This window comes from Ralstonia soli (assembly GCF_023955655.1).
GTDB lineage: Bacteria > Pseudomonadota > Gammaproteobacteria > Burkholderiales > Burkholderiaceae > Ralstonia > Ralstonia soli.
On the sequence record NZ_JAMXHT010000013.1, the window covers coordinates 20,226 to 41,369 of the forward strand.

21 protein-coding genes are annotated in these 21,144 nt (G+C 61.6%); 16 read left to right on the top strand and 5 right to left on the bottom strand.

Annotated elements, in window-relative coordinates:
- The first annotated feature begins 9 nt into the window (after positions 1–9).
- Positions 10–324, top strand: a complete 315-nt coding sequence (locus NG900_RS25605) for a transposase (RefSeq protein ID WP_252685054.1) — start codon at positions 10–12, stop codon at positions 322–324.
- Between the two features lie 171 nt (positions 325–495).
- Here NG900_RS25605 and NG900_RS25610 read toward each other — a convergent pair whose 3' ends face one another.
- Positions 496–1,383: a TetR/AcrR family transcriptional regulator gene (locus tag NG900_RS25610; RefSeq protein ID WP_252685056.1), complete on the bottom strand. Its 888-nt coding sequence runs from the start codon at positions 1,381–1,383 to the stop codon at positions 496–498.
- Between NG900_RS25610 and NG900_RS25615 the strand changes: the two genes are divergently transcribed.
- From NG900_RS25615 to NG900_RS25635, 5 genes are all read left to right on the top strand, one after another.
- On the top strand, positions 1,333–2,457 hold the full coding sequence (locus NG900_RS25615; RefSeq protein WP_252685058.1) for a 3-ketosteroid-9-alpha-monooxygenase, oxygenase component: 1,125 nt from the start codon (positions 1,333–1,335) through the stop codon (positions 2,455–2,457). The genes NG900_RS25610 and NG900_RS25615 overlap by 51 nt on opposite strands.
- 12 nt (positions 2,458–2,469) lie before the next feature.
- The gene (locus NG900_RS25620; RefSeq protein ID WP_252685060.1) at positions 2,470–4,221 is read left to right on the top strand and encodes an FAD-dependent oxidoreductase; all 1,752 of its coding nucleotides are present in this window, start codon (positions 2,470–2,472) and stop codon (positions 4,219–4,221) included.
- Positions 4,222–4,229: 8 nt separating this feature from the next.
- Entirely contained in the window at positions 4,230–4,745 is a 516-nt protein-coding gene (locus NG900_RS25625; RefSeq protein WP_252685062.1) for a VOC family protein, read from the top strand.
- A 7-nt stretch (positions 4,746–4,752) separates the two neighbouring features.
- Entirely contained in the window at positions 4,753–5,553 is an 801-nt protein-coding gene (locus NG900_RS25630; RefSeq protein ID WP_252685064.1) for an SDR family oxidoreductase, read from the top strand.
- 91 nt (positions 5,554–5,644) lie between these two features.
- Positions 5,645–6,097 (top strand): hypothetical protein, encoded by a 453-nt coding sequence (locus NG900_RS25635; RefSeq protein WP_252685066.1) that lies wholly within the window; start codon positions 5,645–5,647, stop codon positions 6,095–6,097.
- Positions 6,098–6,421: 324 nt separating this feature from the next.
- Here NG900_RS25635 and NG900_RS25640 read toward each other — a convergent pair whose 3' ends face one another.
- A complete protein-coding gene (locus tag NG900_RS25640) occupies positions 6,422–7,519 on the bottom strand; it encodes an AraC family transcriptional regulator (RefSeq protein ID WP_252685068.1) in 1,098 nt (365 codons plus the stop codon).
- Positions 7,520–7,658: 139 nt separating this feature from the next.
- Here NG900_RS25640 and NG900_RS25645 point away from each other — a divergent pair, with 139 nt between their 5' ends.
- From NG900_RS25645 to NG900_RS25685, 9 genes are all read left to right on the top strand, one after another.
- On the top strand, positions 7,659–8,057 hold the full coding sequence (locus NG900_RS25645; RefSeq protein WP_252685070.1) for a carboxymuconolactone decarboxylase family protein: 399 nt from the start codon (positions 7,659–7,661) through the stop codon (positions 8,055–8,057).
- Between the two features lie 35 nt (positions 8,058–8,092).
- Positions 8,093–9,142, top strand: a complete 1,050-nt coding sequence (locus NG900_RS25650; protein WP_252685072.1) for a beta-keto acid cleavage family enzyme — start codon at positions 8,093–8,095, stop codon at positions 9,140–9,142.
- Positions 9,143–9,260: 118 nt separating this feature from the next.
- On the top strand, positions 9,261–10,082 hold the full coding sequence (locus tag NG900_RS25655) for an SDR family NAD(P)-dependent oxidoreductase (RefSeq protein WP_252685074.1): 822 nt from the start codon (positions 9,261–9,263) through the stop codon (positions 10,080–10,082).
- Positions 10,083–10,200: 118 nt separating this feature from the next.
- The gene (locus NG900_RS25660) at positions 10,201–11,484 is read left to right on the top strand and encodes an MFS transporter (RefSeq protein WP_252685076.1); all 1,284 of its coding nucleotides are present in this window, start codon (positions 10,201–10,203) and stop codon (positions 11,482–11,484) included.
- Positions 11,477–11,683: a hypothetical protein gene (locus NG900_RS25665; protein ID WP_252685078.1), complete on the top strand. Its 207-nt coding sequence runs from the start codon at positions 11,477–11,479 to the stop codon at positions 11,681–11,683. The genes NG900_RS25660 and NG900_RS25665 overlap by 8 nt, the downstream gene beginning before the upstream one ends.
- Positions 11,684–11,964: 281 nt before the next feature.
- Complete coding sequence (locus NG900_RS25670) at positions 11,965–13,110, top strand: porin (protein ID WP_252685080.1); 1,146 nt, start codon at positions 11,965–11,967, stop codon at positions 13,108–13,110.
- 116 nt (positions 13,111–13,226) lie between these two features.
- On the top strand, positions 13,227–13,547 hold the full coding sequence (locus NG900_RS25675) for a Rieske (2Fe-2S) protein (RefSeq protein WP_252685082.1): 321 nt from the start codon (positions 13,227–13,229) through the stop codon (positions 13,545–13,547).
- A gap of 76 nt (positions 13,548–13,623) precedes the next feature.
- Positions 13,624–15,270: a fatty acid--CoA ligase gene (locus tag NG900_RS25680; RefSeq protein WP_252685084.1), complete on the top strand. Its 1,647-nt coding sequence runs from the start codon at positions 13,624–13,626 to the stop codon at positions 15,268–15,270.
- Between the two features lie 837 nt (positions 15,271–16,107).
- Entirely contained in the window at positions 16,108–16,866 is a 759-nt protein-coding gene (locus NG900_RS25685; protein ID WP_289813984.1) for a GntR family transcriptional regulator, read from the top strand.
- Between the two features lie 217 nt (positions 16,867–17,083).
- Here the strand turns inward: NG900_RS25685 and puuE are convergent, their stop codons facing one another.
- From puuE to NG900_RS25700, 3 genes are all read right to left on the bottom strand, one after another.
- Positions 17,084–18,055 carry an allantoinase PuuE gene (gene puuE, locus NG900_RS25690; protein WP_252685088.1) on the bottom strand — a complete coding sequence of 324 codons (972 nt, stop codon included), beginning with the start codon at positions 18,053–18,055 and terminating at the stop codon, positions 17,084–17,086.
- A gap of 68 nt (positions 18,056–18,123) precedes the next feature.
- Positions 18,124–18,858 (bottom strand): aspartate/glutamate racemase family protein, encoded by a 735-nt coding sequence (locus NG900_RS25695; RefSeq protein ID WP_252685090.1) that lies wholly within the window; start codon positions 18,856–18,858, stop codon positions 18,124–18,126.
- Positions 18,859–18,890: 32 nt separating this feature from the next.
- Positions 18,891–20,414, bottom strand: coding sequence for an NCS1 family nucleobase:cation symporter-1 (locus NG900_RS25700; protein WP_252685092.1), 1,524 nt, complete (start codon positions 20,412–20,414; stop codon positions 18,891–18,893).
- A 624-nt stretch (positions 20,415–21,038) separates the two neighbouring features.
- Between NG900_RS25700 and NG900_RS25705 the strand changes: the two genes are divergently transcribed.
- Positions 21,039–21,144 (top strand): porin (locus NG900_RS25705; protein ID WP_252685094.1); only part of this gene is annotated, 106 nt, incomplete at its 3' end.

Genomic DNA, 21,144 nt, shown 5'->3' on the forward strand with positions numbered 1-21,144 from the left:
GAAATGACGATGAGCGCGAAGATGAAAGAAGGCATCAAGCGATGGACGGCGCGGCGCAAGAGCACGCTGGTACTGGACGTCATCCAGCGCAAGACAACGGTAGCGGAGGCCCGCCGAGCCTACGATCTGTCGCCCTCCGAGGTTGAGGGCAGGGTGGATGACGGCAAGCGCGGCATGGAGAACGCGCTGCGCGCCAATTCGCTGGACGTGAAGGAGCCGTACGAGCGGCAGATCAAGGACCTGCAGGAAGCGTACGGCGAAGCCATGCCGGAGCTGCGCGCAAGAAAAAAATTGCAGTCCCTGCTGGGCGAGCACGACAAATGATCGAGATGATCCGCCAGGGACTGCAGGCCGACGGCATCACCGTCTCGATTTCGTAGCTGGGCCGGTGGTTTGCTTCATATATTCCATCGCGTGCGTTTAAGGGCAACCTGCGGCACGGCTCAAGGATGCTCGTAAAAGGGGGCTCGTTGTTGGTTTGCCTTTGGGAGTCAGTTACTTCCCATTTGGATCACGATGGAATGACCAGAGGATCCGCATCTGCGTGCGCATCGCGGGTTCTTCCACGGGAGTCAGGCAATACGCGAGTCCGATCCGGCTGATCAGCGCGATGAGGTCGTCCAGCGCGGGTACCTGCGGACCGCGTACGGCCACGTACTGACGATAAGGCTTCTCCAGTACGCGTCGCCACATCGGGGCGATATCTTCGACGATGTACCCGAACACTTCCGTAGAGACGCTCGTGGCCAGATAGTTATGGTGGAACCCGCCGTGATGGCGATCACGGTAACGCACCGCAAAGCACACGCACTCCTCGCAATACGCTTCGAAGTCGTGCGCAAAGCCGGCGAGACTGTGCTGCATTTCCTCAAAGAATGCTGCGTTCTCGACGCTGATTACTTTCTGGATCAGTTCCTTCTTCGTACCGAAGTATCGGTATAGCGTCCGCCGCGAAATGTTGGCGCGTCGTGCGACATCGTCGATCGAAAGGCCGTCGATTCCGTGTTCGACCATCGCGTCGAGGGCCGCCCGCAAAATCGCCCGCTGGCCGTCTGTAATGCTGTCCATCCTGCTGGAGTCTCCCCAGCGCAATTGCCGATCCATGCCCTTCCTCGATTCCCGCGCCGTGCTGCGTGCCGTGATCTGTTGATCGAATTCCTCTGTCAGGGATTGTCCCACGATTGGCACAAAAGTGGAATTTGTGCCAATATGCGTCACATATTGCTTTGTTTGTGACATAGAGCCGAGCTGGCCCAAATCGGCATCGGCGTTCCCGGGCAACGATCGGCCATGCCGCCGTCGAAACTCGCCCTCGTTTACTGGAGAAGATCGATGGCCGATTCCGCCATGCTGGCGAGCAAGCACGCTATTCATCGGATTCATGCCGCGCCTATCGAGGCGCGCTACGCACGCGGCTGGCATTGCCTGGGGCTTGCCGACGATTACCGGGACGGTCGCGCGCACGGGCTGTCGATCTTCGGCACTCGCCTGGTGGTGTTTCAGGGCGAGGACGGGCAACTGCGCGTGGTCGACGGCTATTGCCCCCACATGGGCGCTGACCTCGGACAGGGAAAGATCGAGGGCAATACGGTGGTGTGTCCGTTTCATGGGTGGTCATGGGCTGGCGATGGCAGGTGTGTCGCCATTCCATATTCGCAGCGCATTCCGCCGAAGGCGCGCATCAAGTCGTGGCCCGTGACGGAGCAGAACCGTTTGCTGTTCGTGTGGAACGATCCGGAAGGCAATGCGCCCGATCCGTCGGTTGCGATTCCGCGGATCAACGCGTGCTTCTCCAATGCGTGGAGTGACTGGGCGATCGTCAAATGGGTGATTAACACGAACTGCCGTGAGCTGATCGACAACCAGTCCGACATGGCGCACTTCGGCCCCGTGCACGGGGCGCCGATCGACTACTTCTGCAACACGTTCGACGGCCCTGTGGCGTATCAGAAATTGCGGGGCGGAAGCACACGGCTCGCCGGAAGCGGCGGGCTGACGGCGGACTCCGCCTATTTCGGGCCTGCATACCACATCACGCTGATGACGGGCGAGGCAGAGGGACAGCCGATCAAGTCGATCCTGCTCAACAGCCACGTGCCCATCGACACGAACAGCTTCGAACTGCGCTTCGGGGTGATGGTCGAGAAGAATCCCGCGCTGACGGAAGAGCAGAACCGGGCGATGGTCGACGGTTATGTGCAAGCTGCGCAATCGGCATTCCGCGAGGATGTGGCCATCTGGGACACCAAGACACGCGTCGACAATCCGCTGCTGTGCGAAGGCGATGGCCCGATCTACCGCCTGCGTCAGTGGTACCAGCAGTTCTACACCGATGTGGCCGCGTTGCCAGCCGTGCATTCGAATGTCGAAGTGCATGAGTATCGCGGGGAGGACGCCTGCTGGCGCAAGCTCGCCGACGTGCCGGCGCAAGCGGCCAGTCTTCTTTCCACGATCTGAGCGGAGAGCGGCATGCAAGATGGTCGACACGATCGGCTCGCAGATGCCACGTACGACGTGGTGGTGGTTGGTTCCGGCGCTGGCGCAATGACGGCAGCGCTGCGCGCGCACGATCAGGGCCTGTCGGTGCTGGTCGTCGAAAAGAGCAAGGTCTACGGCGGCACGACGGCTGTCTCCGGCGGCGGCATCTGGATTCCGTGCAACGACCAGATCGCCGCACTCGGTGGCAGCGATTCCTACGAAGAGGCGACCACGTACCTGCGCGAGGTCGTCGGCGAGGATTTCGATCCACCGCGCATCGACGCGTATCTCGAAAACGGCCCCAAGATGGTCGCCTGGCTCGCGCAGCACGCGCAGACCCAGTTCCACTCGGTGCCGCGCTATCCCGACTACTACCCGGATCGTAACGGCGGCAAGCCCGGCTACCGGACGATGGAGCCGGCGGCGTTCGACGCAGCACGCCTGGGCGAGCACTTCGCCGATCTGCGCGCACCCTCGCCGGCCACGTTGATCGGCGGGCGCATTGCGATGACGCAGATCGAAGCGCACACGATCCTCGCGAAGGAGCGCGGATGGCTTCGCCTCACCGCGCGCCTGATGCTGCGTTATGCGACGGATCTCCGGTGGCGGTGTCGTACCTCGCGGGACCGTCGCCTGACGCTCGGCAATGCGCTCGTCGCCAGCCTGCGGGCAGCGCTCGCGCAGCGCGGCGTCGCGCTCTGGCTCGACACGCCGATGCGCTCCCTGCAGTCCGACGACGGATGCGTGAACGGCGTGGTTGTCGAACGAAACGGTCAACCCTTCGGCATCCGTGCCAGGCACGGCGTCGTGCTCGCCTGCGGCGGGTTCGAAGCAAACCAGGCGATGCGCGAACAGTACCTGCCGAAGCCGACGCGCGCCGAGTGGAGTGCGGCGCCGCCGATCAACACCGGCGACGGCATTCGCGCTGGGCTTGCACTGGGTGCGGACGTCGCTCTGATGGATTTTGTGTGGGGCGCGCCGACCGTGTACGTGCCGGGTGAAGAGAAGCAGCGCGCGCTGTTCGTCGAGCGTTCGGCGCCGCGCTGCGTGATGGTCAACCAGCTCGGGCGGCGCTTCGTCAACGAATCCGCGCCTTACCCTGACGTGATCCACGCGATGTATGCCGACCATGCGCGCACACAGGCCAACGTGCCAGCATGGCTGATCTTCGACGCCGTGTATCGCAAGCGCTATCCGTGCGGCGTGCTGTTGCCCGGCAGCGTGCAGCCGGACAGCAAGATCCCGGCCGGGTGGCTCGACCGCGTCATCTATCGCGCAGACACGCTGTCCGAACTTGCCGCGAAGATCGGCGTGAACGCCGACGGGCTGGCACAGACCGTCGCACAGATGAACGGCTATGCGATCACCGGTGTCGACACGGAGTTCGGCAAAGGGAACACCGTATTCGACCGCTACTACGGCGATTCGTCGTCCAAGCCGAATCCATGCCTCGGACCGATCGAGCGAGCGCCGTTCTATGCGCTGCGTTTGGACGCAGGCGAGATCGGCACCAAAGGCGGGTTGTGCACCGATGCCCATGCACGCGTATTGCGGCCCGACGGTTCGGTGATCGACGGTCTCTATGCGCTTGGCAATACAGCGGCGGCCGTGATGGGCAAAACCTATCCGGGCCCGGGATCGACCATCGGGCCGGCCATGACATTCGGCTATATCGCAGCCAATCACATCGCGACCACGCGGGGCATCGCGCAGCCGGTTCACTTGATCGGGGGTACGTCATGAAACCTGGAATGTTGGGCCCCATTGACCAAGTGGGTTATCTCGTCAGCGATTTGGAGCAAAGCATCCATCGCTGGGTCGCGCACCTCGGTGTTGGGCCATGGACTGTGTTTCGCGACGTCACTCTGGAAGGGCGATACCGCGGCAAGCCGGTCACGGTCACGATGGACGTTGCGCTTGCCTACCAGGGCAATACGCAGATCGAGCTGATCGAGGCGACCAACAACGCGCCATCGCCGTATCGCGATGCCGAGGGAAAGCCGGTGCTGGGCATGCATCACGTCGCGTGGGTCGTTGATGACATCGACGCCGCGCTAACGCGCCTGACCGCGGACGGGCTGACGGTCGTATTCGAGGCGGAAAACCCGGCGACCCGAGTGGCCTACCTGGAGCACAGAGACGAGCCGGGCGTGGTCTACGAAGTGATTCAGGGCGCGGGGATGCGCGAGATGATCCGCTACGGCATCGCCGCTGCGCAATCCTGGGACGGCAGCAATCCCGTCCAGATCTTTGAACCGGCGGTGTGAGGGCATCATGGGAAATCGACTGAAGGACAAATCAGCGCTGGTACTCGGCGTTGCGCCGGGCAACATCGGCGAGGCGATCGCGCAGCGTTACGCTGAGCACGGCGCTCGCGTGGTGATTGCCGGACGCCGCGCGGAGGCTGTTGCGGCATCTGCGGCTCGGCTCGGCGTGGACGGGCTCGTGTGTGACATCACATCGCAGGCGGACATTGATGCACTCCTCGAGCAAAGCGTCGCGCGGCTGGAGCGGCTCGACATCGGCGTCAATGCCACGGGCTGGGGGTTGCTGAAACCGTTTGCTGAACATTGCCGTGAAGATCTGGAGGCGATGAGCGCGATTCAGTTCATCGGACCGTTCCAGTTTTTCCAGGCGCTGCTTCGGCACATGACGTCGGGCGGGTCGATCATCCAGATCTCATCGGTCACGGCGACCATCATGTTCGATCACCATGCGGCGTATATGGGCACGAAGGCGGGCATGGACCACGTCGTGCGCTGCGTCGCGCACGAGTTCGGCGGGCAGGGCATTCGCGCGAACTCGATCGCGCCGGGCGGTGTGGCCGATGCGCCAATGTCAGCGGGCGGGCTGGCGAACCCCACCGTCGCCGCGCTCTACCAGCGCGAAATACCGCTGGGTCGCAGCGGCGTATCGGCTGATGTTGCGGATGCCGCCCTGTGGCTGGCCAGCGACGAATCGCGTTTCGTGACCGGGCAGGTCATTCATGTGAGTGGCGGCCAGACGCTGCGGCGCAACCCGTCGATCGGCGAGATCTTCGAAGCGTTCGGGGTACCTGCTTCATCGCCGACTTGAAACCCTTGCTAATGAAGGCGAGGGGCGTGGGCAATCCCACCTTTACACTCAGGTTAAAGCTCATCCTGATTTTCGGTCATCGATAATTTTGATGGTTGCCGTTGGCTATCTGGGTGCCTTTACTTTCCGGTATCTCGAACTGAGCGATCTGCCAAGATTTCAGCTTGCGTTGCAACTAAGGATCGGTGCTGCGGTACTTGCTTGCTGCGTGATGGGATACCTGAGGCAATATCTGAAGGCGCTGGAAACACCGACTGGCCAGTGTAAGGATTCGGCGCAAGCCACGATTCAGACGGATGAGTCCTCGACTGAAAAGGCGCAGACACGATGCATCAAGATGGGTGGTCCTATTGGCGCGGCCGGCCTGGAATTGAATGAGAGTTTCTTGGCTGTCACGTCATGCACGGACACTACGGCACACAGCATCAAGGGGTTGCCGACGCTGTGGTCTTCCGTGGGGTGGCTTCCCTGTTATTCCTTGTTCCAAGTTGGCAGTCGCGTTGGGCAACTCATCGCAATTCGCTCAAATTGCGAGCATTGCTGAATTCTTGAAGCGATTGATGCTGCGAATTCCCTGCAAATTTCCCTGATAGCGGGGCAGTGGGGCGAGACAAACCAGCCCCAGACTCACCCCTCCGCCAGCAAGTCCAGCGCCCCTGTCAAACTGAGCCCCGCTCGAACAAAGCCCGGCCACCGGCGGGGCTTTGTCGTTTACGCCATCTTGGAGGTACCGTTGCCCGAGTACGACGAAATTGTCCCGACGATAAAGTCCATCAGGTACGTTGAGACATTGGATGCGTTCACAGAGTCGGCACGGCCCCAAAGTCAGCGCCGCACAATGTATGCCGATGCGGTGGCGCAAACTGCGCTACGGTCGCCGCGGTGTTTTCTGACTGAGCGTTGTGCGTTGGGTGTCTTTTTTCCCGGGTGTCCGGTGCGCTTTGGTTTGTTTCTTTCTCCTGAGAGTGTTCTCTGCGGACACCTGGAACTGCGTCGGACTGCATCCGAACGTCGCCCCGAACCAGCGGGTGAACGCACTGGGCTCTGAGAAGCCCAGCAAGCCCGAGATCTCGGCGCATTGGCGCTCGCCTCGGTTCAGGTAGCGCACCGCAAGCTCGCTGCGCACGGCGTCGAGAACCGATGAAAACGTGGTGCCGTCCTGCGCAAGATGACGATGAATTGTGCGCCGGTTGATTCCCAGATGCCGTGCGATGTGGTCGATTGTGCTGCGTCCGGACGGGAGCAGCATCAACACCATCTGCCGTACTTCGTCCAACATCCTCTTGCCGCCGTCCGGGTCAAGATCATCCAGGTATCGGCGAACATACCGGGCCATGACGGGGTCGGCCGATGGAAGCGGCAAATCGAGGTCACTGGCATTGCAGACGATGCCGCTAAAGGCATGACCGAATTCCACATTCGTGCCAAAGACGCGGGTATGGACGGTCCGATCTTTCGGCGCTCCATGCGCAAAGAAGATGGTCTTGGGGTGCCAATCATCGCCCAGGAAAAAGCGTAGCAAGCGGAACAAGACACCCACGACCAACTCCGTCGCCTGCCTGAGCGACCCCGCGCCGCCGGCCAGCACTTCGTCACGGATGACCGCAATGCCGTCTTCTTCTTCGACGTGAAGGAAGATCGCCTCGTTGTGCAGATGGCCGTAGCGTGCCATCGCCTGCAACGCCTGGCGCAGCGTCGGCTCGTCACGCACGAGGAGGATCAATGGGCCGAGGTTCGACGCGCGCCGTGTCTCCGCCATCCGCAGGCCAAATGTTTCGATGCCGCTGCGCTGGGCAGACAACTCAAGCAGTCTGCCGACCCTGTCGGCCGGAATCTTGAGGTCGACATCAGACAAGCTGTCCGCCGGGAGCCCCACCTCTGCCAGCATGCGGAACGGGTCGAGCCCGCCTGCGCGGGCGGCTTCGGCGTATCCAGTCAGGCTGGCGCTGCGGACAAGGTAAGGCATTAGGGTCTTCCCAGGGTGTCCCGAAATGTTAACAAAATGTCCCGTAAGGTCAATCAAAAAAAGCGAGCGGTGCCTAGAATTCAGACATCCGCAATGTGCTGCAGACCCGAGCGTGACAGCTCTGGCAAGGAACTTCGCAATGACGACAAACGCCCCGATTGACGCATCCGCAACCCCGGTCTGCGACATGATGCGCGCCACCGGTAACTGGAATCCCAATTGGGAGCCATTTGCAGAACTTGATCCGGCATGGACTGAAAAATTCATGGCCATGGGAATCAAGCCACACAGTGTGCTCGACCCGAAAACGCTGGAATTCCTTGCCATTGCCGTCGATGCGTCGTGCACGCACATGTACGGGCCTGGCGTGCGCCGCCACATCCGCAAGGCGCTTGATCTGGGTGCCACCAAGGAAGAGATCACGGCGGTGCTGCAAGCCGTGTCGGTGCTCGGCATTCACAGCATGAGCCTGGGCGCCCCCATCCTGCTGGAAGAGCTTGCAGCCCGCGAGAACAAGACCGCTGCCACCGTGGAATAAGCCCGGGCGCGAACTGATACCGATAGGAGACTCACATGCAATTCTTTGACGACTCTCTGCTTCCCGAGAACCAGGAGCCGCTGGTGATCCAGGTGGCCCCGTTTGGGCCGCAATTCTTGCCCAGCGACTCCGACGATATCCCGGTCTCGATGGACGCACAGATCCAGAAGGCGGTGGACTGCTACAACGCCGGCGCCACCGTGCTGCACGTGCACGTGCGCGAAGAGGATGGCAAGGGCAGCAAGCGCCTTTCCAAGTTCAACGAAATGCTGGCTCGCCTGCGTGAAGCGGTTCCCAACATGCTGCTGCAAGTGGGCGGTTCGATCTCGTTCGCGCCGGAAGACGAGGGCGCGGCGGCCAAATGGCTCAACGACGACACGCGCCATATGCTGGCCGAGCTGTCGCCTAAGCCCGACCAGGTGACGCTCGCCATCAACACCAACCAGATGAACGTGACCGAGCTGCTGACGCACGACGATTGCGCCGGCACCTCGATGGCCGAGCCAGCCTATTTCCAGGCCTACAAGGAAATGTGGATTCCGTCGGGCCCAGCCTTTGTGGAGGAGCACCTTAAGCGCCTGCAAGCCAACGGTATCCAGCCGCACTTCATGCTGGGTGATCTTGGACAACTTGAGACTGTGGAGCGATTGATCCGCCGCGGTCTCTATACCGGCCCGCTGGTTCTGAACTGGGTCGCCATTGGCGGTGGTGCCGACGGCCCCAACCCGCGCAACATGATGGAGTTCATCAACCGTTGCCCGCAGGGCGCTGTGCTATCCATTGAAAGTCTGATGCGCCATATGCTGCCGTTGAACACCATGGCCATCGCCATGGGCCTGCATGTACGCGTTGGAATCGAGGACAACCTTTGGAGCAAAAAAGGTGAGCGCATGACGTCGGTGCAACAGGTCGAGCAGATGGTGCGCATCGCACGCGAACTGCATCGCGAGGTGGCGACCGGCGCGGATGCCCGTCGCATCTACAAGATCGGTGAGCACTACAACAGCATCGACGAGACGCTCGCCGCCGTGGGTTATGAGCCCAACCGCAAACCGGGGCAGCGCGGCTTCCAGCTGGCGGCCTGAGAGCTGGAGCAAGCGGCAGGCGCGTCATGGCGGCGCGCCGCCTTGGGATGTTAAGGCAGGTGGGCGATGCCGCAATGGCATGCCTGTCTGTCGCTGTCTGTTTGGGAAGTCGTGACACATGAAGCTGGATAACAAAGTTGCCGTGGTAACGGGGGCAGCAGGCGGTTTGGGAAAAGCTATCGCATTGGCCTATGCCGATGCGGGTGCCAAGCTCGTTGTTTGCGACATCAACACGACGGCGCTGGAGGTAACCCGCGCGGAAATCGCATCGTGCGGCGCCGAATGCCTGGCCTTGCAATGCGACGTGGGCTCAAGCACGGCCGTCGCGAACCTCTTTGAACAGGTGGACGCGCATTTCGGGACAGTGCACGTCCTCGTCAACAATGCGGCCGTCATTCCCACCAAGCCGATCGACGAGCAGCGTCGCCTGCAGCACTACGCCTACCTCACCACGCCGCAGCCGCGCCACACGCTCGGCTTCACCAGCAGCATGACGGATGACGACTGGCACCGCTTCTGGGATGTGAATGTGCATGGGGTGTTCTATTGCACCCGCGAGGCCCTCAAGCGCATGGAGCCGCAGCGTGACGGCAAGATCATCAATATCGCGTCGATTGCGGGGTTTGCGGCGTTCAGCGCCCATAGCCCGCACTATTCGGCAACCAAGGGGGCAGTCGTGGCGTTCACCCGCTCGGTCGCGGCTGAAGTGGCTGGCGCCAATATCTTTGTCAACGCCATTGCACCCGGTGGTGTGCATACCGACCAATTCGAGGCGTTGCTTCAGAGGATAGGAGAGGAAAAGCGCAAGCAGCTTTTTCAGCTTGTTCCGCTGGGCCGCCTGGGTACGCCCGAGGAATATGCCTCGCTTGCCGTCTATCTGGCTGCCGACGGGCATTACATCGCCGGTCAGATCATCAGCCCGAATGGTGGGATGTTGTAGCAGGAGCCCAGTCGGCCGGTTGTCGCGTATTCAGAGGGCCGGTGCCGGGTTTGGCTGACACGGAAGCAAAGCCCAAGAGCAAGACGCCGTTCAAACGGTGCAATCTCAGGAGACAAGCATGTTTCAGAAACGCCCCTTTATCGCTCTGGCTGCATTGCTGTTCATCCATATCCTGGCGCATATCGATCGCAATATGCTGTTGGGCTTTTCGCCCCAGGTCATTGCCGATCTTGGCCTGAGCAATGCGCAATATGGCTTCCTGGTGGGCGCCGTCTGGGTGTTGAGCTTTGGCGTGATGGCAGTCTTCCTGGGCACATTGGCGGATCGCTTCAGCCGCACGCGTGTCATTGCCGGCGGTTTGTTGGTCTGGAGCGCTTGCACGGCAGCCTCCGGTTTCGCGCAGAACTTCGAGCAAATGGCGGCAGCCCGCTTCCTGGTCTCCAGCGGTGAGGCCGCGCTGGTGCCCGCGGCAGTGGCGATGCTGGGTGAGTTGTTCTCTGAAAAGAGGCGTGGTACGGCGATCGGGGTGTTCTTTATGGGCATCCCGGCCGGCATCGGTTTCAGCTTCCTGTTGGCAGGCACCTTCGGGGCCACGCATGGCTGGCGCTCCACGTTTCAGATGCTCGGGGTCGTCGGCGTGCTGATCGCCGTATCACTCGCCTTTGTGAAGGAGGAGCGCAAGAGCGCGGGTGCGCAACAGCGTGGCGCGCCTTTTTTTACGCAAGTGCGCAGCGCGCTGCGTGTGCTTGGTGGCAATCCTGCATTGTTGGCTGTGATCGGCGGTTTTGTGCTGGTGCACATGGTGTTTGCTGGCCTGTCATTTGCGCAGTTGTGGCTGGTGCGCGAGCGTGGATTCGATGCCGCCAACATTGCGCGGACCATCGGCATGCTGCAACTCATTTTCGGCACCCTGGGGTCGGTCGCGGGCGGTGTGATGGGCGATCGCCTCGCCAGGCGGATGCCTGGGGGACATGTAGGTTTCATGGTGCTGCTCGTCGCCATCTGCGGTCCGCTGATGATTGCCTATCGCTTCGCGCCACCAAGTTCGGCCCTGTTCTACGTGGGCATGTGCGCTGGCTTCTTCCTGCCGTTGGCACTGTATGGCCCGACCAACACGGTCATCCTGAGCCAGGCGCCGGTGCACATGCGCGCGACGATTTCTGGCTTCAGCATGCTGCTGATCAATGTGTTCGCCATCACGATCGGCAATCTTGCGGTTGGCATGATCAGCGATCGGCTCGCTCGATCGGGAACCTCGGCGCCGCTGACATTCGCGCTTTTGGGCACGGACGTGCTGGCGATTATGTCGGCTTTGTGTTTCCTGGTGGCCGCGCGTATTGGACCTCGCACCGATACGGCGCCGGGGCAGGCGGGTCCTGTGGCATCCCAGCACCATGCCTGATCAGGTGAGGGGACGCATCTACCAAAAAACGGACAAGGGGCAAGAAGCGATCCGCACGCGTGCGCACGGTCTGGACCAGAAATCTCGCACGCTCTCGTTGCTGGTGAATGGCAAGGAGACCAGCGAAGCCATTATCAACATGCTGCAACCACCGGGTTTGAGCCCTGCAGCATTTGCCGAACTGGAGGGGCAGGGTTGATTTGCCCAGTTGATATTGCTGGGCAGACATCGCGTTTGGCAAGGTGCGAACGACAAAGAGGTTGTTCCGCGCTCGGGCGACGACGCCTGGGTACTGGGTGGCATTGAGCATCTCTACCGCTTCTTTTGGCGCATCGCCTTCTACACAAGATCCGGCCTCGCCGGGCCTGGGTAGCCCATCGTGTAATCGCAAGATGGGCGCACGGTCGTGATCGGCAGCAAGCCGTTCTGAACGAACTCCGGCGTAGCCGGGGACGACAACAAAAGAGGAGACCTAGCAGCATGAAGATGAAGTACATCGGAGCCGCATCGCTGGCGATTTGCGTCGGCAGCGCATTGGCACAGTCGAACGTCACGCTGTATGGCGTGGTCGACATGAACATCGAATACGCCACTAACCAGCCGGGTGCAACCGCGGGCAACTCCGGCAACCGCGTCAGCATGCAGAGCGGCGGCCTGTCCGGCTCACGCTGGGGCTTGCGCGGCACGGAAGATCTGGGTGGCGGCAATAGCGCGCTGTTCGTGCTGGAAAGCGGCTTCAATGCCGACAACGGCACGATGGGGCAGGGCGGCCTGCTGTTCGGTCGTCAAGCGTTCGTCGGCCTGCAAAGCGCCTCGCTGGGAAAACTGACCTTCGGCCGCCAGTACACCACGCTATTCGACCTGCTGGCGAACTTCTCGCCGACTGGCTATGCGACCCAGTATGAGCCGGTGGTCGTGGGGCTTGGCCTGGATTTCCGCTCGAACAACGCGGTCAAGTACACGGGCGTGTTCGGCCCGATCACGGCGGAAGCGCACTACGCCTTTGGTACGGGCGCCAACAGCGTGAACCCGCTGAGCGTGGCAGCGGCCAACGGCGGCAACGGCCCAGTCGCGGGTCAGTTCCGCGCAAATTCGGGCTATGGCGCAGGCGTTGCGTACTCCGCTGGCCCGTTCGGCGCGACCGTCGGCTACGACCAATTCAATCCGGCGGCCTTTGCCGGCGGCGCATTCGCGGGCTCCGGTTCGGTCAAAAAGGCCGCCATTGCGGGCAGCTACACCTTGGGCCCGGCCAAACTGATGGCCGGCTACCGCTGGGGCAAGAACAAGGACTTTGCCGGCAATGAAGTGCTGGGCGACGACTACTACTGGGCGGGCGCGAACTATCAAGTCACCACCGCGCTGGGTCTGACGCTGGCCTATTCCTACGAAAAGATGAAGAACGTGGGCGGCGTGACGAGCGGTCTGAGCAACCCGTGGGAACTGCAGTTCGTTGCGAACTACACCCTGTCCAAGCGTACCGACCTGTATCTGACCACCGCCTACGCCAAGAACGCCGGCTTGGCGCTCGATCAAGCGGGCGTGGACCTGAACGCGACTGGCTACGGCCTGGCAGCTGGCAAGGACAAGATGCTCGGTGCCGCGCTGGGTGTACGCCACAAGTTCTGAACGGCCGTTAAACCACGGAGGGGCCTTTCTGTGCGATCGCCCTTTCGTCGGTCGGATTGTTTGAGGAGAGCAATCTCCTCGTTTTTTTTCTTTGAACGGATGATTGAGGGTGTGTAATGCCTCGTCAAATCCCAGTGGCCCGCGCGGATGAAATCGCGCCCGGCCATCGCAAGCTCGCCTTCATTGATGGGCGCAGTATCGTGCTGTTCAACATTGGCGGCACGCTGCATGCCATCGACAACACTTGCCCGCACCAGGGCGCATCGCTAGCCAATGGTGCACTTGACGGAACGATTCTGGGTTGTCCCGCGCATGGGCTGCGCTTTGATCTGGTCACTGGCTGCACGGCGGGTGCGGGGAGCTTGCGCCTGAAGACACTTCCCGTTTGCATCATCGACGACAAGCTCGTGGTCACGCTGGACGACATCGCCAAATGATTCGCGCCGCCACACCAACCCAAGCATCGCCGCTCCACGTTTCCAATTGAGCACGATTCCCGAGACAACGAAACCCATGCAAAGCAACCTGATCACCCCGACGCCATCGGCCTACACCTACCCGCTGCTGGTCAAGCAACTCCTGCTCAACTCGCAGAGCCTGTACGGCGACCAGGAAATCACCTATCGCGGTGAGCTGCGCTACAGCTTTCATGCTTTCCGCCAGCGCGTGGGCCGACTGGCCTCGGCGCTGACGGCGCTGGGCGTGCGCCATGGTTCAACCGTGGCCGTCATGGACTGGGACAGCCATCGGTATCTGGAGAGCTACTTTGGCATCCCGATGATGGGAGCGACGCTGTTCACCGTGAACGTGCGGCTCTCCGCGCAGCAGATTCTCTACACCCTGAACGATTCCGAAGCCGAAGTCGTGCTGGTGCATGCCGATTTCGTGCCTCTGCTCGAAGAGATCAAGGGCGACCTCGCCTGCGTGCGCCACGTGGTCGTGCTCGCCGACGGCGAGCCCATGCCGCAGACGAGCCTGCCGGTGGCTGGCGAATACGAGGTGCTGCTGGGGCAAGCCTCGCCCGATTTCACCTTCCCCGATTTCGACGAACACACCAAGGCCGCGACCTTCTACACGACCGGCACCACAGGCGACCCCAAAGGGGTGAGCTACAGCCACCGCGACATCGTCCTGCACACCATGGCCACCGCCATGACGTTGTGCTCGCCGCGCGATGGTCAGCGCCTGCACCGTGAAGACGTCTACATGCCAATCACGCCGATGTTCCATGTGCTGGCCTGGGGCATTCCGTACATCGCCGTCACGTTGGGGCTCAAGATCGTGCTGCCGGGCCGCTACGTGCCCGAACTGCTACTCAAACTGCACGACACCGAGAAGGTCACGTTCTCGCATTGCGTGCCCACCATCCTGCAGATGCTGCTGCAGGCCTCGCAGGGCGGCATGCACGATCTATCGGGCTGGAAGGTCATCATCGGTGGCTCGGCGCTATCTCCCGCACTGTGCGAGGCGGCACTGGAGTGCGGGATCGACGTGTTTGCCGGCTACGGCATGTCGGAAACCGGGCCCGTCGTCTCGCTTGCGCAATTGCCGCCGCGCTTCAAGCCGGCCAATCGGCAGGAAGAGGTGTGGATGCGCTGCTCTACCGGCCGCCCGGTGCCGATGTCTGACTTCCGCATCGTCGACGAAAACCTGTGCGACGTGCCGCACGACGGCAAGAGCCAGGGCGAGATCGTGCTGCGCACGCCATATCTCACGCAGGGCTATTTCAAGAAGCCCGACGCTTCCGAAGCGCTGTGGCAAGGCGGCTACCTGCATACCCAAGACATCGCGGTCATGATGCCCAACGGGTTCGTGCAGATCGTCGATCGCATCAAGGACGTCATCAAGACTGGTGGCGAGTGGGTATCGTCGATCGAGGTGGAAGGCCTGATTGCCGAGGTGCCCGGGGTGCAGGAAAGCGCGGTGATCGGCGTGCGCGATGCCAAGTGGGGCGAGCGCCCGATGGCATTCGTGGTGTGCAAGCCCGGCGCGAAAGTGAAGGCAGGCGCCATTCGTGAACACCTGCTGCGGTATGTCGAATCCAAGCGGATCAGCAAGTACGCTGTGCCGGAACTGGATCGCATCACCTTTGTTGCCGAGATTCCAAAAACGAGCGTCGGCAAGATCAACAAGAAGGTGCTGCGCGACCGCGCGGTGTGATGCGGGCGTCTACCGCAGCATGGCTCGTGGGCGACTACGGTTCCTAGGGTCCCGGCACGAGTCCGTCCTCCAATTTGCGACCGGTTCATTCTTGAGCTGGTACAGGCGGCGTGGTACGCTCGGAAATTGTTGAGGGCTGCAAGTCGTTGATCTATATGGAAAAGAGTGGGGCATACGATACAGTCCCACCCTCTCCGCCAGCAAGTCCAGCGCCCCGGTCAAACGGAGCCTGGTTCGAACAAAGCCCCGCCATTGGCGGGGCTTTGTCGTTTACGCGTTCTTGGCGGTACCGTTCGCCTAAGTTTTTCGGGGCTTGGGTTCGCCATTCTCAGAGCGCTGAGGTGGCAGTACCGATAGCCGGTTTTGCTGCCGATATCGGTGGTGAATCAGGCGGGGAAGAAACCGAGCTACTGGCGTTGGGTGGCCCAATCGATGGGCAAGGGTACGCGCTGCCTGAGAGCGTCGGAGGTCAGGGCCGGCGGTTGGCCGCCGTCCAACATGGCCCGCACAATGTCAGGTGCCAGGAAGGCCCTGTAAATGACGCGCGTCGCGAAAGAGCAAGTGACACCTTCCGCCACTGCAATGTCGGTGATGCTCTTGGTCCGCCCCGAGGTGCGTCGCTCCAGCCAGCGTTGCGCCTTGGCCTGCAGCGCAATCAAGCGCGTGTCGGGCTCCCGACGCTGCGGTTGATGCCAGGGTCCGGTACAGCTGCCCTCGGCTGAACGGTCTTCCGCCGTACGTGCCACATGAGCCATTTTTCTCGAGTGCCCCCCAATTTGTGTACGATGTATCCCGATTTAGTCGCCAATTCGCGACAGCTTGATGGTCCGTACTAACATGTCAACCACCCGCAGAAAAAAGGCAGAGCAAAGCTCGCCGACAGAAGCCGAGAAGGAAGCTGGCGGTACCGAGTCCTCTGCCGGCGAGGCATCGGCTACCGAGGCCATATACATGAGCCTGCTCACCGCAATCATGGAGCATCGGTTGCTGGCCGGCACCAAGCTGGTCGAAGAGCGGCTGTGCGAAGTCACCGGCGCCAGCCGGGCCCGCATCCGCCAAGTGTTCGCCCGGCTGGCGCATGAGAAGCTCGTCACGCTGGTCCCCAACCGCGGGGCCTTTGTCGCCCGCCCTACCGTGGATGAAGCACGCGAGGTGTTTCAGACGCGGCGCGTTGTCGAGCCCGAACTGGCCGCAATACTGGCGCAGCAGGCTACGCCAGCAAAATTCCGGAAACTGCGCCGACATGCGCTGGAAGAGAACGATGCCCGCGCGCGCGCAGACCGCGCGGCGATAATCCGGCTGTCAGGCGAATTTCACATCTTGTTGGCTGAGATGGTCGGCAATGCCGTCCTGGAAAAACTAACTCGTGAGATGGTCTCTCGGACCTGCCTGATCATTACGCTGTACGACCGCCCCGGTGCACCGGCTTGCCCCGAGCATGAGCACAGCGAACTCATCGACGCCATCGAGCGGCACGACGCCGCTGCCGCCAATGCTTTGATGTCCCGACACCTGCAGCATATTGAAGGCTCGCTTGACCTGAGGATGCCCGGCAGCGGCGCCCCCGATTTCTACAGCATCTTCAACAACCCCTGAGAACGACGGGACCCAGGAGGAATTGTCGTCCGCAGGGTCGGCCTGCGCACAAGGCTGCAGGCCTTTAGGCGCAGTCACCTCAGATTGCCGGATTTCAGCTGAGACGGCACACGCCTAAGATCCGCGCCTTTACCTTAGAGCAGGCAGCAAGCGGCATCGTCTGCCGTCCGCGCACGTTGTGCCCCCCGGGCTTGCGGCGCAGGGTGCTTGGCCAGGCTCAGGCGTACGTGGCTTCAGAGTAAGGTGTGGCCGCGTGCTGGAAGGGATGCGTCTCGATCCAATGGCGAGCGATATCGATGCGCCGGCAGATCCATACCTTGTCGTGGCTCTGCACGTAATCCAGGAAACGCTGCAATGCGCGCATGCGCCCGGGACGGCCCAGCAGCCGGCAGTGCATGCCGACCGACAGCATCTTCGGGCGGTCCAGGCCCTGAGGGTCGCCCTCGGCGTAGAGCACGTCGAAGGCATCTTTCAGGTACTGGAAGAACTGTTCCCCTGTGTTGAAGCCCTGTGGGGTGGCAAAGCGCATGTCGTTGGAGTCCAGCGTGTAGGGCACCACCAGGTGCGGCTTCTTTTGGCCACCGGTGATTTCCACTTCTGTCCAGAAGGGCAGGTCGTCGCCGTAGTAGTCGGCGTCATACAGCAGCCCGCCATGCTCCACCACAAGGCGCCGCGTATTGGGGCTGTCGCGGCCGGTGTACCAGCCCAGTGGTGCGTCGCCCGTCAATTCCTTGATGATCTGCATGCCGATGCGCATGTGCTCGCGCTCGGTGGCCTCGTCGATGTTCTGGTAGTGGATCCAGCGCCAGCCGTGGCCGGCAATCTCATGGCCTAGTTCCACGAATGCGCGCGTGAGCTCCGGGTGCCGCTGCAGCGCCATCGACACGCCGAAGACGGTCAGCGGCAGGCCGCGCTGCTCGAACTCGCGCAGGATGCGCCACACGCCGGCGCGCGAGCCGTACTCGTAGATGCCTTCCATGCTCATGTGCCGATCCGGGTAGGCTGCCGCACCGATGATTTCGGAGAGGAACTGTTCAGAGCCCGCATCGCCGTGCAGCACACAATTCTCGCCGCCTTCCTCATAGTTGAGGACAAACTGCAGGGCGATGCGTGCGCCGCCGGGCCAGCGGGCATGAGGGGGCTGGCTGCCGTAGCCGATCAGGTTGCGGGGGTAGTGTGACGGAAGCATGGTAGTGCGGACTCGATTGGGATGATTGAATGTTGGCCACCGTGGTTCGGTGGCCCGGGCAGCATGGTTTAGTTCAGCGCGTAGGCTGCCAGTACACCGGAATAGGGCTTGGGCAGCGGCCGCGCCCAGTCGCCGCGCTTGCTGGTGGCCAGTCGGGCCGAGACCAGCGCCTCAGCCATCTTGACCGCGCATGCCACGCCGTCGATCACCGGCGCGCCAATGGCGTCGGCGATTTCTTCGCACAGGTCGGCCATGCCGGCGCAGCCCAGCACGATGCAGTCACTGCCGTCCTCGGCGAGCGCGCGCCGGCATTCATCCGTGATGATGCGGCGCGCATCCGAGCCAGGGCATTCCAATTCCAGCACCGGCAAGTCACAGGCGCGAACGTTGCTGCAGAAACGCTTCATGCCGTAGCGCTCGGCCAAGTGCCAGGCCATGTTGCAGGTGCGTGCCAGCGTTGTGACCACACTGAAGCTGGTGCCCACCAGGCTGGCCATGTGCATGGCAGCCTCCGCAATGCCGATCACCGGGCCGCGCGCCACTTCGCGTGCGGCGTACAGGCCGGGATCACCGAAGCAGGCGATTACGTAGGCGTCCACATTCTCCTGTTCCCCCTGGAGGATCTCGTCGAGGATGCCAGGCACGGAAAGCGCCTCGTCATAGTGGCTTTCGATCGAGGCCGGGCCCATGCGCGGGCTGACCGCAACGACGTGCGTATCGGCATTGGCGACGGCGGATGCGCATTGGCCAATCTTCTCGGTCATGCTCCATGTGGTGTTGGGATTGATGATCTTGAGCTTCATGGATGTTCTCGTGAGCAGGGTCGATATCACGTTTAAGTCGGCGTGGTGGGCGTTTCAGGCAAGCGCGCAGCGTGATCGGGTATCAAGCGCGCGGCGAGCACGCGGTACACGATCAGCGCGATTCCCATACCGATGAACCAGCTGTAGTTGGCCAGCGACTGCAGGGTCGGTACCACCACACAAAGGATGGGGATGAGGGCGGCCGGGATAATGGTTGCCACTGCCGCCGGGTTGTAGCCGTTGCGGTACCAGTAGGTGGCCTTCGGGTTCTGCGTGTACAGGTCATCCACCACCACGTGCTGGCGCCGCACCAAGTAGAAGTCCGAGATCAGGATGCCGAACAGCGGGCCGATGAACGCGCCCAGGATGTCGAGCGTGTAGTGGATCACAGCCGGGTTGTTGTAGATGTTCCACGGCGTGATGAAAATCGAGGCAACAGCCGCGATCATGCCGCCGGTGCGCCAGCTGATGTGCTTGGGCGCGACGTTCGAGAAGTCGAACGCCGGCGAGACGAAGTTGGCGACGATATTGATACCGATGGTGGCCGTCATGAAGGTAAAGGCGCCCAGCAGCATGGCAAAGGTGCTGTCGATATGGCCCACAGTCTCAACGGGATCGGTGATCAGCTTGCCGAAAACGGGCAGGGTGGCCGAGGTCGTGATCACCGTCAGCAGGGAGAAACCGAGGAAATTGACCGGCAGCCCCCAGAAGTTGCCGCGCTTGACCGATTTGAAATCCTTTGCATACCGCGAAAAATCGCCGAAATTCAGCATCGGCCCCGAGAAGTAGGACACCACAAGGGCAATCGCGCTCAGCATGACCGGCACCGCATCCCATCCCTCGTACTTGAGAAAGCTCAGCGTGAGGTTCACGTTCTTCACGCCGGCTTTGCTCACCAGCCACACGGCCAGCGCGATCATCACCACATAGACTGCCGGCCCGGCCCAGTCGATGAACTTGCGGATGGTCTCCATGCCGGTCCAGAACACCAGCGCCTGCAGCACCCACAGCGTCATGAAGCCGCCCCAGCCCAAGATCGACAAGCCTGCAAAGCCGTGCAACTTGGCGTCGGCATAGGGCGCCAGTGCAGGGAAAAAGTGCAACGCCAGGACCAGGAAAGCGCTGGAAGCTAGGTAGGTCTGGATCCCATACCAGGCAACGGCGATCAGGCCGCGGATGATGGCCGGAATATTGGCGCCAAGCACTCCAAATGAGGCGCGGCAGATGACAGGGTAAGGGGTGCCAGTGACCTGACTCGGCTTCGCCACCAGGTTACAGAAGAACTGCACGATGACGATGCCAATCAGCAGCGACACCAGCACCTGCCAACTTGATAGCCCCAGAGCGAACAAGCTGCCCGCAGTGATGTAGCCGCCCACGCTGTGCACGTCTGACATCCAGAAGGCAAAGATGTTGTAGGTGCCCCAGGTTTGCTTGCGGAGCGGGGCCAAGTCTTCATTGGTCAGCCGTTCGTCGTAGCTGGGTTTGATCAGGGCGTTGCTGTGATGTTGTGCGCTGCTTAGGGAATCGGCAGTCGCGGCTGCAGGCGTTTGCATCTCGAGTGTCTCCTTTGACGGATGCGGGCAGAAGTTCTCAGATGGCATCTGGCCTTCTGTGGGCCGGATTGCCGTCACTTCGTGGAATCTATGAAAACAAAAGTGTGTACAAAATTAAGTGATTATGTATTCAGTGTTGTACGTTCATGGATCACGATTGTCAACATTGGGAAGCGCTAATGCGGGAAAGTCCTGAGGGGTGGTGCGTACGCGGGACCACTTGTGCCGAGAGAAACAGGCCCCGTGATATGTAAGCGCCGCTGTGCTAGGAGGCCGCATAGCGGGCGTGAAGCCGCCATGCGGCCACGCCTGAATGAATCAACGGTGGCTTCGATTGGTAGCCGGCGCGAAGGCTGCGGACTTCTGTGCCGCGTCGTTGGCTGTTCAGTTTGGTGTCGCGAATCAAGTGCGCAGCACTCGCGTAGGGGGGGCGTCGACCACCCCAAAAAAAACATCAACGAACTTGCTTAGCCTTACACGATTGTGCACAATTTGTTTTGCATATGTGCACACATGCAGAAGAACGTGTGAGCTGGATATGCCGGCTGGAGGACGTCACTCCAATCCAATATCAAGGAGACCACCGTAATGAACACCGCAACAAAGCTGGGCGCCTCTGCCCTGATGCTCGGGCTATCCGGCGTCGCTGCCGCGCAATCGAGCGTCACGCTCTCGGGCGTCATCGATACCGGCGTCAGTTGGACCAACCATGCCGGCAACGGCTCGCAGA

What these genes read in the sequence shown, in the direction of transcription:
- NG900_RS25610 (WP_252685056.1), bottom strand. Translation starts at nt 1,383, where the DNA reads ATGAATCCGATGAATAGCGTGCTTGCTCGCCAGCATGGCGGAATCGGC.
- NG900_RS25665 (WP_252685078.1), top strand. Translation starts at nt 11,477, where the DNA reads ATGCCTGATCAGGTGAGGGGACGCATCTACCAAAAAACGGACAAGGGG.
- NG900_RS25670 (WP_252685080.1), top strand. Translation starts at nt 11,965, where the DNA reads ATGAAGATGAAGTACATCGGAGCCGCATCGCTGGCGATTTGCGTCGGC.
- NG900_RS25625 (WP_252685062.1), top strand. Translation starts at nt 4,230, where the DNA reads ATGTTGGGCCCCATTGACCAAGTGGGTTATCTCGTCAGCGATTTGGAG.
- NG900_RS25650 (WP_252685072.1), top strand. Translation starts at nt 8,093, where the DNA reads ATGCAATTCTTTGACGACTCTCTGCTTCCCGAGAACCAGGAGCCGCTG.
- NG900_RS25685 (WP_289813984.1), top strand. Translation starts at nt 16,108, where the DNA reads ATGTCAACCACCCGCAGAAAAAAGGCAGAGCAAAGCTCGCCGACAGAA.
- NG900_RS25695 (WP_252685090.1), bottom strand. Translation starts at nt 18,858, where the DNA reads ATGAAGCTCAAGATCATCAATCCCAACACCACATGGAGCATGACCGAG.
- NG900_RS25700 (WP_252685092.1), bottom strand. Translation starts at nt 20,414, where the DNA reads ATGCAAACGCCTGCAGCCGCGACTGCCGATTCCCTAAGCAGCGCACAA.
- NG900_RS25620 (WP_252685060.1), top strand. Translation starts at nt 2,470, where the DNA reads ATGCAAGATGGTCGACACGATCGGCTCGCAGATGCCACGTACGACGTG.
- NG900_RS25675 (WP_252685082.1), top strand. Translation starts at nt 13,227, where the DNA reads ATGCCTCGTCAAATCCCAGTGGCCCGCGCGGATGAAATCGCGCCCGGC.
- NG900_RS25615 (WP_252685058.1), top strand. Translation starts at nt 1,333, where the DNA reads ATGGCCGATTCCGCCATGCTGGCGAGCAAGCACGCTATTCATCGGATT.
- NG900_RS25605 (WP_252685054.1), top strand. Translation starts at nt 10, where the DNA reads ATGAGCGCGAAGATGAAAGAAGGCATCAAGCGATGGACGGCGCGGCGC.
- NG900_RS25660 (WP_252685076.1), top strand. Translation starts at nt 10,201, where the DNA reads ATGTTTCAGAAACGCCCCTTTATCGCTCTGGCTGCATTGCTGTTCATC.
- NG900_RS25645 (WP_252685070.1), top strand. Translation starts at nt 7,659, where the DNA reads ATGACGACAAACGCCCCGATTGACGCATCCGCAACCCCGGTCTGCGAC.
- puuE (WP_252685088.1), bottom strand. Translation starts at nt 18,055, where the DNA reads ATGCTTCCGTCACACTACCCCCGCAACCTGATCGGCTACGGCAGCCAG.
- NG900_RS25640 (WP_252685068.1), bottom strand. Translation starts at nt 7,519, where the DNA reads ATGCCTTACCTTGTCCGCAGCGCCAGCCTGACTGGATACGCCGAAGCC.
- NG900_RS25655 (WP_252685074.1), top strand. Translation starts at nt 9,261, where the DNA reads ATGAAGCTGGATAACAAAGTTGCCGTGGTAACGGGGGCAGCAGGCGGT.
- NG900_RS25630 (WP_252685064.1), top strand. Translation starts at nt 4,753, where the DNA reads ATGGGAAATCGACTGAAGGACAAATCAGCGCTGGTACTCGGCGTTGCG.
- NG900_RS25680 (WP_252685084.1), top strand. Translation starts at nt 13,624, where the DNA reads ATGCAAAGCAACCTGATCACCCCGACGCCATCGGCCTACACCTACCCG.
- NG900_RS25635 (WP_252685066.1), top strand. Translation starts at nt 5,645, where the DNA reads ATGGTTGCCGTTGGCTATCTGGGTGCCTTTACTTTCCGGTATCTCGAA.